This window comes from Kitasatospora sp. NPDC004531, from assembly GCF_053602195.1.
Genome location: NZ_JBSGDD010000134.1, coordinates 1 through 12,475, shown reverse-complemented (window position 1 = coordinate 12,475; position 12,475 = coordinate 1). Strand labels below are relative to the sequence as shown.

General features: G+C 73.7%; 12 protein-coding genes and 1 pseudogene. 4 read left to right on the top strand and 9 right to left on the bottom strand.

Annotation, left to right across the window (positions count from 1 at the left end):
- Window positions 1-671 (top strand): SsgA family sporulation/cell division regulator (locus tag ACWEMJ_RS31865; RefSeq protein ID WP_452140613.1); only part of this gene is annotated, 671 nt, incomplete at its 5' end.
- Between the two features lie 197 nt (window positions 672-868).
- On the top strand, window positions 869-2,242 hold the full coding sequence (locus ACWEMJ_RS31860) for a hypothetical protein (protein WP_452140612.1): 1,374 nt from the start codon (window positions 869-871) through the stop codon (window positions 2,240-2,242).
- A 335-nt stretch (window positions 2,243-2,577) separates the two neighbouring features.
- Here ACWEMJ_RS31860 and ACWEMJ_RS31855 read toward each other — a convergent pair whose 3' ends face one another.
- The 4 genes from ACWEMJ_RS31855 to ACWEMJ_RS31840 form a co-directional block, all read right to left on the bottom strand.
- Window positions 2,578-3,069 carry an acyl-CoA thioesterase gene (locus ACWEMJ_RS31855; RefSeq protein WP_452140611.1) on the bottom strand — a complete coding sequence of 164 codons (492 nt, stop codon included), beginning with the start codon at window positions 3,067-3,069 and terminating at the stop codon, window positions 2,578-2,580.
- 3 nt (window positions 3,070-3,072) lie between these two features.
- The gene (locus ACWEMJ_RS31850) at window positions 3,073-3,330 is read right to left on the bottom strand and encodes a hypothetical protein (RefSeq protein WP_452140610.1); all 258 of its coding nucleotides are present in this window, start codon (window positions 3,328-3,330) and stop codon (window positions 3,073-3,075) included.
- A 388-nt stretch (window positions 3,331-3,718) separates the two neighbouring features.
- The gene (locus ACWEMJ_RS31845; protein ID WP_452140609.1) at window positions 3,719-4,252 is read right to left on the bottom strand and encodes a GNAT family N-acetyltransferase; all 534 of its coding nucleotides are present in this window, start codon (window positions 4,250-4,252) and stop codon (window positions 3,719-3,721) included.
- Window positions 4,253-4,325: 73 nt separating this feature from the next.
- Window positions 4,326-6,590: a hypothetical protein gene (locus ACWEMJ_RS31840; protein WP_452140608.1), complete on the bottom strand. Its 2,265-nt coding sequence runs from the start codon at window positions 6,588-6,590 to the stop codon at window positions 4,326-4,328.
- Between the two features lie 189 nt (window positions 6,591-6,779).
- Between ACWEMJ_RS31840 and ACWEMJ_RS31835 the strand changes: the two genes are divergently transcribed.
- The gene (locus ACWEMJ_RS31835) at window positions 6,780-7,313 is read left to right on the top strand and encodes an AAA family ATPase (protein WP_452140607.1); all 534 of its coding nucleotides are present in this window, start codon (window positions 6,780-6,782) and stop codon (window positions 7,311-7,313) included.
- Window positions 7,314-7,340: 27 nt separating this feature from the next.
- Here the strand turns inward: ACWEMJ_RS31835 and ACWEMJ_RS31830 are convergent, their stop codons facing one another.
- From ACWEMJ_RS31830 to ACWEMJ_RS31810, 5 genes and pseudogenes are all read right to left on the bottom strand, one after another.
- On the bottom strand, window positions 7,341-9,098 hold the full coding sequence (locus ACWEMJ_RS31830) for an ABC-three component system protein (protein ID WP_452140606.1): 1,758 nt from the start codon (window positions 9,096-9,098) through the stop codon (window positions 7,341-7,343).
- Entirely contained in the window at window positions 9,076-9,342 is a 267-nt protein-coding gene (locus ACWEMJ_RS31825; protein WP_452140605.1) for an ABC-three component system middle component 6, read from the bottom strand. Before ACWEMJ_RS31825 ends, ACWEMJ_RS31830 begins: the two co-directional genes overlap by 23 nt.
- Before the next feature lie 76 nt (window positions 9,343-9,418).
- Window positions 9,419-9,799 (bottom strand): annotated as a pseudogene (locus ACWEMJ_RS31820) (ABC-three component system protein); the annotation flags it as partial.
- 790 nt (window positions 9,800-10,589) lie between these two features.
- Window positions 10,590-10,820, bottom strand: coding sequence for a DUF397 domain-containing protein (locus tag ACWEMJ_RS31815; protein ID WP_452140604.1), 231 nt, complete (start codon window positions 10,818-10,820; stop codon window positions 10,590-10,592).
- 2 nt (window positions 10,821-10,822) lie between these two features.
- Window positions 10,823-11,695 (bottom strand): helix-turn-helix domain-containing protein, encoded by an 873-nt coding sequence (locus ACWEMJ_RS31810; protein WP_452140603.1) that lies wholly within the window; start codon window positions 11,693-11,695, stop codon window positions 10,823-10,825.
- Window positions 11,696-11,907: 212 nt separating this feature from the next.
- Here ACWEMJ_RS31810 and ACWEMJ_RS31805 point away from each other — a divergent pair, with 212 nt between their 5' ends.
- On the top strand, window positions 11,908-12,384 hold the full coding sequence (locus tag ACWEMJ_RS31805) for an ATP-binding protein (RefSeq protein ID WP_452140602.1): 477 nt from the start codon (window positions 11,908-11,910) through the stop codon (window positions 12,382-12,384).
- Window positions 12,385-12,475 lie beyond the last annotated feature (91 nt).

Below are 12,475 nucleotides of genomic sequence, written 5' to 3'. Positions count from 1 at the left end.
GGGTGGGCTGGGAGCGGACCGAGCTGGTGGCGGAGAGCTTCGGCGACATCGACCCGAAGACCGACGCCCGCGAGGACGCACTGGAGGAGCGAACGCGGCCCCGCGCCCGTCCCGGAACGCACCCCGGAACGCGCCCCCGGGCCGTCCGTCAGCGCCCCGCCCCAGCCCCGCCACCCGAGGGAGACCCGGTGAGTCGTCAGAACATCTCCAGCACCTGGCTCCCGCACGCCGACGAGCCGGACTGCGTGCTGCTGCTCGACGTCGTGGTGTCGCCGTGCCCGGGCCTGCGGGTCTCCGTCCCGGCGCGGCTGCGCTACCACCGGGCCGACCCGTACGCGGTGCACCTGGACTGCCACGCCGACCTGGAGGAGCCGATCACCTGGCTGTTCGGCCGGGAGCTGCTCGCCGAGGGGCTGCGCGGGTCGGCCGGGGTCGGCGATGTGACGGTCCACCGGTCCACCGCCGAGCCGGGGATGCTGGCGATCGCCCTCAACACGCCCGGCCACACCGCCGTGCTGCACACGCCGTCCGCGCCGGTGCGGGACTTCCTGGCGCTGTCCCACCGGGTGGTGCCGCCGGGGACGGAGCACCGGCACCTGGACACCGGCGCGCTGCTGCGGCGCCTGCTCGCGGAGCGGCCGACCCGCCGCGACCTGCCGCACCCGGAGTAGACCCGGGCGGGCTCCCGGGCGGACCGCACCGCACCCCGGGGGGACCCCACCGCACCCCGGGCGGACCGCACCGCACCGATTTCCCCTCCCGCGCGTTGAACAGGGGGCATTCAGCGAAACGCCGCCGACGCCGGCCGCCGCCCCGGGACCGCTGACCCGGGGGCCGGCCGCTCGGCGGTCCGCCCGAGGAGTTGTCGATGCCGCACGTCCGTGGACCGAATCTCGCGCTGCGCACCTGCATGGCGGAGGCCGGCTGGAACGGGCCCGCCCTGGCGGCGGCGCTGCAGAAGGTGGCCCGGGAGAGCGGGTTCAGCGTGGGCTACGACCGCACCACGGTCGCGCACTGGCTGTCCGGCACCCAGCCCCGGCACCCGGGGCCGCAGTTGCTGGAGGAGGCGTTCGCGCGCCGCCTCGGCCGCCCGGTCTCCCGCGCCGAGCTCGGCCTCCGTCCCGCCGGGTCGGCCCCCGGCGAGGAGGCCGACCCGGAGCCGGGGGACGCGCTGGCGGCCCTGCGCCGCCTGCACTCCCGCCCCCCGTCCGGTGATTCTCAGGACGAAACGTTTCAGCCTCCGCTGTTCCGGATCCGCCTCCTGCCCGCCCCCCGCACCGCTCCCCCGCCCGCGCCGAGCACCTCCGCCGCGCCCCGCACCGCTCCCCCGCCCGCGCCGAACACCCCCGCCGTCCCGCCCACCCGCTTCGCGCCGGTGCCGCGCCGCTCCGGGCCGGAGCGGGTGGGCTCCCGGCAGGTCGAGGCGGTGCGGGAGATGACGGCGTTCGGGGCGCGGCACTACGACGGGTACGGCGGCGCGATCGCCCGCAGCCCGCTGCTCGGGTACCTGCGCGACCACGTGCTGACCTGGCTGACCTCCTCCGGCAGCGACCTGCGCCACCGCGAACTGCTGGTCGCCGCCTCCCAGTTGGTGCGGCTGATCGGCCGCACCTACACCGACGACAACCGGCACGGCGAGGCGCAGCGGCACTACCGCTTCGCGTACCGGCTGGCGGCGGAGGCGCAGGACGGGCAGGCGCAGGCGATGGCGCTGCGCGACCAGAGCACCCAGGCGGGGGCGCTGGGGCACCAGGCGTACGCGTCCCGGCTGGCGGACGCGGCCGCCGAGCACCTGCCGGCGGACGCGGCGCCGGGCGCGCGGGCGTTCGTGCTGGCGCAGCAGGCGGTGGCGGCGGCCCGGCTGCGGCAGTCCGCGGAGGCGCTGCGCTTCCTGGACGCGGCCCAGCTGTGGGCGGCCCGCTCGACCGCCGAGGGCGGCCCGCAGCAGTACCCGGAGCCGGCCCTGCTGTACCAGGCGGCGCAGGTCCACCGTTCGCTGCGGGCCACCGAGTTGTCGCTGTCGTACCTGCGGGCCTCGCTGCGGGCCCGGCCGGCGGGCGAGCACCGCACCATCGGGGTGTCGCTGCTCCAGCTGGCGCACCTGGAGCTGGACGCGGGCAACATCCACCAGGCCCGGCGGGCGTACACCAGCTTCCGGGAACGCCAGGACGCGCTGCGCTCCCCGGCCACCTCGCTGCAACTGTCGCGTCTGGAGGGCCGGTTCGCCCGGCTGGGCGGCTGACGGCGGTGCGGCCGGGCGGGTTGCGCCGCCCGGGCGGCCCGTCGCGTGGTCAATGGTGCCCATGAACGATCCCTCCCACTACCCGCTCCTGGCGCCGCCACCCCCGTGCGCGGCCGCGCCGCCACCCCCTCCGCCACCCCTTGCGGGCGGCCCGCCGCCGGACGGCCGGGGCGCGCCTGCGGGGGTGCCCGGCGAGCCCGTTCGGGCCTCGCCGAGGGCTCGCTGAGACCGGCCCCGGCCCGGTCCGGGCGTCGCTGCCCGGGCCGGGCCCGCCCGTTGCGCCATGCCCCCGGGGAGAGCAGAAAGGGTTCTCCGTTTGCTTCCCCGGGGGGTGCTCAGGAAGCGCGGCCGCCGAGCGCGGGCACCCGGAGGCGGGCGGTGTGCGGGACGGGGACGCGTCCGGCGGGTGCGACGGTGGACAGCGGGCCGGTGGGGTGGCCCCGGTAGCGGTTCAGGTGCCGGCGTTCCGCGTCGCGCAGCGGTCGGCTGCGCCCGGTCCCGGCGTCGGTCGGCACGGTGACCGTGCGGGCCTCGAAGACCGGCTCGCCGTCGCGGCGCGCCTGGCAGGTGGTGGTGATGGACGCCCTGCCGAGACGTTCCACCCAGATCTGCACGGGCAGCGGCGCGGGACAGTGGTAGAGCGGCGTGCGGTAGTCGATCTCGTGGCGGGCGATCATGAAGCCGTCCTCGAACAGCCCCTGGCCCTCGCTCTCGTCGTACAGCAGGCAGTACACCGCCTCCTGCACGTACTGCAGCACCTTCAGGTTGTTGATGTGCCCGAAGGCGTCCATGTCGCCCCAGCGGGTCCGGCACTGGTAGGTGTACAACGGTCAACCGTCCGTTCGGTGTTCGGTCCCGAAGCCGAGGGTGCGGCGCAGGTAGCCGTAGGCGTACGGGGAGCGGCGCAGCGCGGCGTCGTCGCCCTGCTCGTAGACCTCGCTCGCGGTGTCCAGGACGGCGAGGCCGAGGATCTTCTCCGTCCGTCGGCAGAGGCGTTCGAGTTCGGTGAGTCGCTGGTTCGCGGGCAGGCCCGCGAGGGCAGCGCACTCCTTCTCCACCTGATCGACCCCGCCACGGTAGTCAGTCATCGGTTCCTCATTTCCTGTCGGACTTGATGTGTGTAGGGCCTCATCCGCCGAGGGGAAGGACAGGCGGATCCGTTGACGCCGAAGGTCCTTCCGGTGATCAAACTCGGTCCCCCCGCAGCCGGACATGGTGGGGCTCCCTGTGTTTGGTTGAAGATCGCCGCGTTCCAGGACTCTTTCAACACAGCCCTCCGCCCGACCCTGTTTCAGCGGTGGCCGACCTCTTGAACCGTACGTACACCAACCCAGTGGAGGCGGCCGACACCCGGATCCGACCCGGAACGCACGACCATAGGGTGATCACATGATCGGCTGGACTATCCGGTACACCCGCACACACCGAAGGGCCGGCCACGACATCCCGTCATGACCGGCCCGCCGCGCCTTCCCGTCAGCCCCGCCCGGCCGCCGCCCAGTCCCGGGCCAGCAGACCGAGCAGCACCTGGTCCAGGAACTCGCCCATCACCCAGGCCGAGGACCGCAGGGTGCCCTCCAGCACGAAGCCGTTCCGCTCGGCGGCCCGGATCATCGCGTGGTTGTCCACCAGCGTGTCCACCTGGAGGCGCTGCAGCCCCCGCACCGTGAACCCGTACACGCACAGCGTGGCGACCGCGTCCGCGCCGTACCCCTTCCCCCGCGCCGCCGGCAGCAGCCCGAGCCCGAGGTGCGCGGAGCGGTTGTGGTTGTCGATGCCCCAGCAGCTGGCCACCCCGATCAGGTCGCCGGTCTCCAGCTCGACCACCGCGAACACCGCATTGTTCGGATCGTCCTCGTTCGGCCGCTCCTTGGTCCCCTCCGCGACCGGCCGCCACGGCCGCCCCTCGCTCCGCGCGGCGACCGCCACGTCGTTGGTGAGCTCCCGATGCAGGATCGGCATGTCCTCGTCCGTGCGGGCGCGCAGCCCGATCTTCTCGCCTCGAAGCATCCAGCCATCCTCTCCGACCAACCCTCCTGCGGACAACCGGATTTGGCCCTCGACCAGCGTCGACGGCCCCCGGTCAGCCGACCAGCGCAAGGGCCAGGACGGCCTCCGGGAGGGCGGCGAGGACCAGGCCGTCGGGGGTGACGGCGAGGGAGCGGACGGGGGAGCCGAGGCGGATGTCGGCGCCGCGGTGGCGCTCGCCCCAGCGGCGCAGGCGCAGCAGGCCGTCGGACCAGGCGGCGGCGAGCAGCAGGCCGCCGGGGGTGGCGCCGAGGGCGGTGGCGGTGACGGGGTGGGGGCGCTGGTCGACGGGGGCGGGCAGCGGGGGGCGGCCGGGCATCCAGGTCCAGACCCGGCCGTCCTCGCCGCCGCTGACCACCAGCGTGCCGCCGTCCGCGTCGGTGACGCCGAGGGCGGTGACGGGGCCGTCGTGCAGCGGCGTCCCGGGGCGGTGGGTGCGGCCGGTGGACAGGGTGCTGTGGCTGGTGAGGCCGTCGGGGTGGCCGAGCACGAGGGCGTCGTGGTGGCCGGCGACGGCGGTGCACGGGCCGAGGGTTTCGAGGGTGCCGGGCGGGGCGCCGACCGCGCCGTCCACGGCGAGGGAGCACAGCGCGCCGGAGGCGTCGAGGAGCAGCGCGCCGCCGAACGGGGTGGCGGTGAGGGCGCGCGGGTGACGGCAGGTCAACGGCGTGGCGGCACCGGTGGGTTCGCCGGTGGCGGGGTCCGCGAGGTGCAGGGCCGCGCCGTCGAACAGCAGCAGCGAGCCGGTGCGCGGCCCGACGCCGAGCGCGACCATGCACGGGCCGACGCCGGGCCGGTTCCAGACGGCCTTCCAGCGGGCCCCGGCGGTCTCGGCGAGCGCGGCGCAGTGCGCGGCGGCCGTCGCGTCGCGGCCGGTGAGCCAGGCGTGCAGGACGGCGGCGCGGTCGGCGGGGCGGGCGAGGGCGGCACGGTCGGGCGCGGCGAGCCGCCAGGCCTCGGCGAGCGGGCCGGCGGGTGCGCCGGCGTCCTCGGCGCGCTGGAACGCGGCGGTGACGGTGGCGGGTTCGGCGTGCAGCAGCAGGTCGAGTTCGCCGAGCAGCGGCGAGGCCGGGTCGGCGGCGCAGGCGTGCCGCAGCAGCAGGGCGAGGCGTTCGGGGTCGCTGGCGGCGAGGTCGGGTCCGCCGTCGGCGCGGACCGGGATGCCGCCGGCGACCTCCCACATCATGCTGCCGTGGTCGACGGGCGGGCGGTCGGCGGCGATCCGGGCGGCGACCTCGTCGGGGCGCAGCCGCCAGCGGTCGGCCATCGGCGGCGGGGGCAGCAGGTCGGCCGCGGACTTGACGGTCGCCTCGCCGCCCGCGCCGGGAAGGGTGGCCCACAGTTCGGTGCTGACGGGGCCGTCGGCGGTGGACAGGGCGGTGAGCGCGCCGCGTTCGGCGTCGGGGAGGGCGGCCCACCAGGTGTCGGCGAGCGCGGCGGCGCGTTCGGCGGGGGTGCGGGCCGGGTCGAGGACGGCGCCGGGGGTGCGGGCGGCGAGTTGCGCGAGCCCCGGGCTGGGGTGGGTGGCGGCCGGGTCGAACGGGTGGCCGGTCAGCCGGCCGCACCAGGCGCCGTACTGCGCGGGGTCGGTCCACTGCGGCTGGTCGAGGTCGAGGACGGCGCCGCTGGGCGCGGCGGCGGTGAGCAGGTCGGCGGCGGGGCCGTCGGCGGCTTCGACCACCAGCAGCAGCCAGGGGATCGACAGCAGCGGGGCGAGCAGTTCCGCGGCCACCCGTTCGGGGGTGCCGGGCAGGCCCGGACCGCCGGCCCGGTCGAGATCGGTGACGACGACGGTGCGCGGGGCGCCGTCCTGGAGCGCTTCGAGCAGGTCGGCGGGGTGGCCGGCGGTGAGGCCGAGCAGGTCGGCGAGCCGGGCGGTGGCCGAACGCACCGTCAGCCCTTCGACGTCCAGCAGGGCGTGGACGCGGCGTCCGGGCCGGGGGTGGTCGGGCGGGCAGGCGGCGGCGAGCCAGGTCAGCAGGTGGGTGCGGCCGCTGCCGGACGCCCCGGCGACCCGGCACAGGCGCGGGCCGCGGGTGTCCTCCAGCCAGGCCAGCAGGGCGCGGCCGGCGGGGCGGCGGCCCGCGCCGAGCGGGGGCAGGCCGGGCGGCGGCGCGTCGGCGGGGTGGGGGTCGGCGAGCGGGCGGCGGTGGCGCGGGTGCGGCCGGTAGGCGGCGTCCGGGCCGGGCGGCCAATTGCCCCGCACCGCGTGGACGGGGACGCGTCCGGCCGGGTCGGTGCCCTCGTCGAACCGGTACCGCCAGGCGTCCGGCCGGCCGGTGGGCTGCTCGTCGCCGTTGATCGCTGCTGCGCCGTTCACTCTTCGCGCTGTCCTTCGTGTCCGTCCCCGTGCGCCGGCCCCCTCCGCGGGGCGGGCGGCGTGCCCCGGCCCCTTCTCCGGCGGCGGTCAGCCTACTGGAGGTGCGGGTACGTCCGTTCGACCGGAACCTTCCGGGCGGTCGGGAGCGTGGTGACGGGGAGCGGGGGCGGCACGAAGCGGAGGACAGGCATGATCGTCTGGGTGAACGGGGCGTTCGGCAGCGGGAAGACCACGCTGGTCGAGGAGGTGCGCGGGCGGCTGCCCGAGGCGCTGGTGTTCGACCCGGAGGAGGTCGGTTTCGTGCTGCGGCAGGTGGTGCCGGACCCGCCCGCCGACTTCCAGGACCTGCCGCTGTGGCGACGCCAAGTCGCCTCCCTGGCAGCCGGGTTGGTGACCGAGTACGACCGGCCGGTGCTGGTCCCGATGACCCTGGTGCGCCCGGCCTACCTGGCGGAGATCTTCGGCGCCCTCGCCGAGGCGGGCGTCCCCACCCGGCACTACTTCCTCCGCGTCCCCGAACCGACCCTGCTCGCCCGGATCGCCGGACGCAGCGTCACCCCGGACGACCCGGCCCGCGACGAGCGGATCCGCGCCTGGTGCCGCTCCCGCATCCCCGAATGCCGCGCCGCCGAGACCGCCATGCCCCCCGACACCGTCTTCCTGAACGGCGAATCCACCCCCGCCCACCTCGCCGACCTCCTCCTCGCCGACCTCGCCCTGTAAACCCCCGCTCCCGCCGGTGGGACACGCTCAGGTACGCCGGTCGAAGCGGAACCCGAACAGGCGGCCCTCGTCGTACCGGTCCGTCAGCCGGGGTTCGATCACGTAGGGGGCCGCGTCGAAGCCGCAGGACTCGGCCTTGGCGAGTTCGTCCTCGTTGATGGTCACCACGTACTGCATCCGCTCGGCGTCCACGACCTCGGCGGCGAGTTCCAGCGCGCGGGTCAGCTGCCGCTCGTCGACGCCGTCGAACAGGTGGCTGTCGTGCACCAGGAAGTCGGGGCCGCGGCCGTCGCGGTGTGCCAGGACGGCGAGCGTCAGGTCGAAGCAGAAGATCGCCATTCGGTTGATGCCCTGGCTGACGTCGCTGTCGATCTTGGGGGTGATCTTCAGGCTGGTCCTTCCCGCCTCGACGGACAGGTAGGACAGGCGCCCCGCTCCGTAGAGTCGGTGGACGTATCGGTTGAACAGCACCGTGGCCCGGTCGATCTGTTGGCGCCGCTCCACGACGTCCAGCTCGACGGCCCGGATCAGGTCGATGCGGGCCGCTTCGATCTCCCTGCTGCTCGTCTCCACCGCCTGCGCGGCCTCGTAGCGGTGCTTCAGCGCACCCAGCGCCGCTTCTTCCTGGGCCAGGGCCTGCTGCAGGGTGGTGAGCGCCTCCAGCGCGCCCCCTTCCGCCAACTCGCGCATCTTTTCAGCGAGTTCCCCGCCCAGCCGGTTCCGCTCCGCCACCCGGTCGGCGATCCGCGCACGGGTCGCTGCGATCTCGTCCGCCAGGTAGCTGCGCCGGTTGTGCACCACGGCCCGGTGGAAGTCCCGGACCTCCTCGAAGCGCCGCTTGACCTGCGTGCCGAGGCTGATTCCGAGGTCGGTGTAGACCTGGTCCAGGTAGCGGACTTCGGGATCCTCCGCCTCCTCGATCGACTTCTCCAGGTGGTCCAGGTTCCGCCGATCGACGGCATCCTCGGCGCCCAGGTCGCGGATACGGCGGCTGAGTTCGTCGGCCTGCCGCTTGATCTCCTCGTACTGCGGCACCACCCGGAACTCGGCAATCTGCGTCTTCAGCCGGCCAATGGCCGACTCCTGCACGGCGATCCGGCCGCGCAGGTCGGCGGTCTTCCCCACGACGCGGCCCCAGACCGGGTCGTCCACCGCCTTCTTCAGCTGGTCCCTGGTCGCCTTTCGGGCGGCGAGTTCCTGGTAGCGGGCCGCCAGATCGGAGTCCAGCCCCAGCAGGTGGGCCAGATTGGGGGTGGACTGCGCTTCGGGCTGCCGGGCGAAGCTCCGGGTGGCTTCGTTGAACCCGTGATCGCCGACGCGGCGGATCAGGAACGACAGCAGCGCTCTGCCGCTGACGCCCGGATGCTCACCGACCACCCCGAACAACCGCGTCTCGATGAGGGACTGCCACACGGCCACGGGCACGGTCGTGTGATCCGCCGCGAAGAGCGCGCCGCCCGCGCCGCTCACGTCCGGCTGGAGCCGCACCGTCTTCGCGGAGCTCCCGCCGCGTCGGTCGATCCGGATCGGCCGGTCCTCGCCGGGCCAGTCCATCTCCAGGGTGAAGGTGATGCGCTCCAGTTCACGCTGCATGGCCAGCTGGCCACGGTCCGCCCGTGCCCCGAGCAGGAAGTGCAGCAGTTCGATCACGCTGGACTTTCCCGCACCGTTGCGGCTGTCGGTGGCCCTCGCGTCAGCCACACTGGTCGCGACCAGGAGGTTGAGCCCGGGCCGGAACTCCACCGTCCTGAAGCGGCGGTCGTCAGCGCTCAGTCGCCTCAGCACCGGCCCTCCTCAAGGTCAACAGGTCACCGTGCAGGTCGAGAACGCCCAAGGCGTGCAGGACGTCCAGCGCGAGGACGAACCAGCCGAACGACACCGGCGACGGATGTCCGTGGTCCGCCCGCCATTCGCGCAGTCGCGCCCAGGCCTGACTGACGGTCAGCGGCCGATCCAGCTGGAGGGCGACCTGAGCCCCGATGGCCAGCAGCGCGCGGTCCGGCGCGATGCCCTTGGTCGGTGTGATCACCAGGTCTCCGTTCCGTCGGTGCCGCGTCCGGCAGCCCTTGCGGCAGCCAACCCGGAGGCGGGACCTCGAAGATGTCGCACTCCTCGAAGAAGTAGGTCAGGACGACGTCCGCCGCGTCCGAACGCTCCCAGGTCGCCCGCGTCTGGCCGAGCACGTAGCCCTGCATCTGCCACAAAATGTCGTCCGGGTTGTCCCCGAGCTCGGCCCGCAACAACCGGTAGTGGGCGGCGAAGTCCTCGGCCACCTCGTCGCGTTCATTGACGTCCAACAGCCCCTGGTAGTAGCGGCTCACCTGGTAGGTGTACGGCCGGGCACGCCGCAGGACCTCCTGGGACCTGGCGGTGAGCCGGTTGAAGTCCGCCTTCCGGGTGCTCGGCAGCGGGATCGGCCCCGGGCCGGCCGTTCCGTGCGAGCGGTTGTCCGCCAAATGCCGCAGCAGCGGCTCGATTTCGGCCATCCCCACGCCGTAGGCGACCTCGTGCACCGGAATGCTCTCGCCCAGCAGGGTCTCCAACCGGAGCACGTCCAGGTACATCGCCCGATGCCAGAGCTTGCTCGGCCCGAGCTGCTCGAAGTCGATGCCGACGTGCTCCCGTTGGGCCTCGGCCAGCAGTCCGCTGATCACCGGTTCCACGCCGCGCTTCATGTTGTGCACGAACACGAAGGTGTCGAACTGGCCGGAGCGCTTGGCGAGCGCACCGGCGAGATCCCGGCGGAACTTCGACCGGACTCGGGCCGCGTCGACCGTCTCCGGCGCGTAGCACGCATAGAGTCTGCGCCCGGCGAGCCCGAGACCGTCCGCGGCCAGATCGCCGAGATTCCCGTGCGTGGCCACCGGCACGTAGCCGTCGTCGCTGAGTTCCATCAGCCGGTGGAACAGCTTCTCGAACTCCCCGCCCGAACTACCGTCCAGCAAGGCGCGCCACCTCGCCTGCGCGTACTGCCGCTGATGCGGAAGAAGCACGGCTCTCCCCTCCTCGTACCGCCCGCCCCCGGCGGGTACCGTAACGCCTCCGGCACCCCCCTCGGCACCTCTCGAAGGCTCGACGTCGCGGCTCCGGCTCGCCGCCGGCGCCGTCGGCCGCCTCCCGCCGAGCCCATCGCCGGGACCGCGGATTCCAAGGTCGGAGGCCGGGCTCAAAAGATCACTGGGACGGGTGAACTGACGGAGAGTCGGAAACGGCCCCGCAGCCGCTCCGGGGTGTGGGGCGGGCTGCGGGGCCGTGGCGTCCGGTGGGTTACGGCCGTCAGATCAGGTGGTCGAAGGCGCCGGCCTTGGCGCCCTGGACCATGGCCCGGATCTCGTCGCGGGTGTAGACGAGAGGCGTCTGCTCCGGGCTCTTGGAGTCACGGACGGCGATGAACGCGCCGACCACGCCGAACTCCACGCAGTTGTCGTGGCCCCCGCTGAACGGGGACTTCTCCCAGACGACAGCCGAGAAGTCGAGTTCGGCGGGGACGGGCTTGGTGGTGCTCACTTTCACAGCTCCTTGATGATCTTGCTGATCTGGCTGCGGGTCTCGGGTGGGCCGAGGGCACGGGCCCGCAGGTGGTCGAAGACCTCGGTGTAGCGCTCCACATCCTCGGATCCCTCGAAGTACACCGAGTTGGGGCCATTCTCCACCCACACGACGTCCGGATTCGCATCCGGAAAGCCCATGAGCACGAACGATCCGTACAGCCCGGGATGGAATCCGGTCGAGAAAGGCAGCAATTGCAGGGTGAGGCCCGGACTCGGCGAGACGTCCAGCAGGTGCGTCAACTGCCCTTTCAGCACGGCCTGGTTGCTCCCGATCCGCCGTATCGCCGCCTCGTCGATCACCGCCCACAGCTTCGGGGCGTCGGCCCGGCCCAGCACCTTCGCCTGCCGCTCCATCCGCACCGTCACCAGCGCGTCCACCTGCTTGGCCGTCAGGTCCACCCGCATCTCGGTGATGACCCGCCGCGCGTACTCCTCGGTCTGCAACAGGCCCGGCATCAACTGCGGTTCGTAGCACCGCAGGCTGGTGGCGCTGGACTCCAGCGCGAGGTAGCCGCCGTACCGGGTGGCGTTGATGACCCCCGAGTACTTCTTCCACCACTGCTGGCGCTGCGCCTGGTCGGCGCGCACCAGGTCGAGGATGTCGGCCCGCTCGGCGGGGTCGGTGACCTGGTAGCAGTCCAGCAGCGCCTTCACCAGGAGCGGGGTGGTGCCCCGGTCGCCGTTCTCGATCCGGCTCAGCGAGCTCTGGTTGACCTCCACCACCTCGGCCACCTGAGTGAGCGTCAACTCGCGGTCGTCTCTCAACTCCTTCAGTCTGGACGCGAGCTGACGTCGATACACGGACTTCGGGGCCGGGTTCCGCTTCGCCATGGGCGTCAGTCAACACCGCGCCGCAACCGCCCAGCAACCTGATCGGGGGAAATCCGCTTGGGCATATTGCCCGACTGTGGACCGGGGCGGCATGCTGGCTCGCGGTAGCACGACGTGACCGTCCGGTCGCGCCTCGTGGCACCTGCCTCTGCCTGCCTTGCGCGAGCCCCACCCCTGCGGCCGGCGGCTTGCCCTGCCGCCCGGGAGCCACCATGTCCGAAGTCCTCGCCCCCGCACCGCACGCGTCCGACCCCGGCACGTGCGGCTTCTATCTCTCGCCGCGCCCCGACGGCTTCGTCCTGCACATGAACGCCAGCGCCGAACACCTGGTCGAGATGCGCGCCCGGGTCTTCAAGGCCGTCACCTCGGCCGGCGCCGCCGAGGAGGACGCCGAGGCGGCGCGGCTGGTGGCGAGCGAACTCGTCGGCAACGCCGTCCGCTTGTGCGGCCCGCACGCGCCGGTGGTGGTCCTGCTCGCCGCCACCGCCCGCGAGATCGTCGTCCAGGTCCACGACCCCGAGCCCGCCGTCCTGCCCAGCCGCTCCACCGAGCCCCCGGACAACCCCCGCACCGGCAACGGCCGCGGCCTGTGGATCCTGGACGCCCTCGCCCCGGGCTGGACGGTCACCCCCACCGCCCTCGGCAAGCAGATCACCTGCACCCTGCCGCACGCCCCGGTCCCCGCGTAGTGCGGGGCTGTGGGGACCGGGGCGTGCGGGAGCGTTGTTCTCAGCGTTTCACGGTCGATCTGTGCGCAGTGGCTCAGTAGTAGTAAAAGCC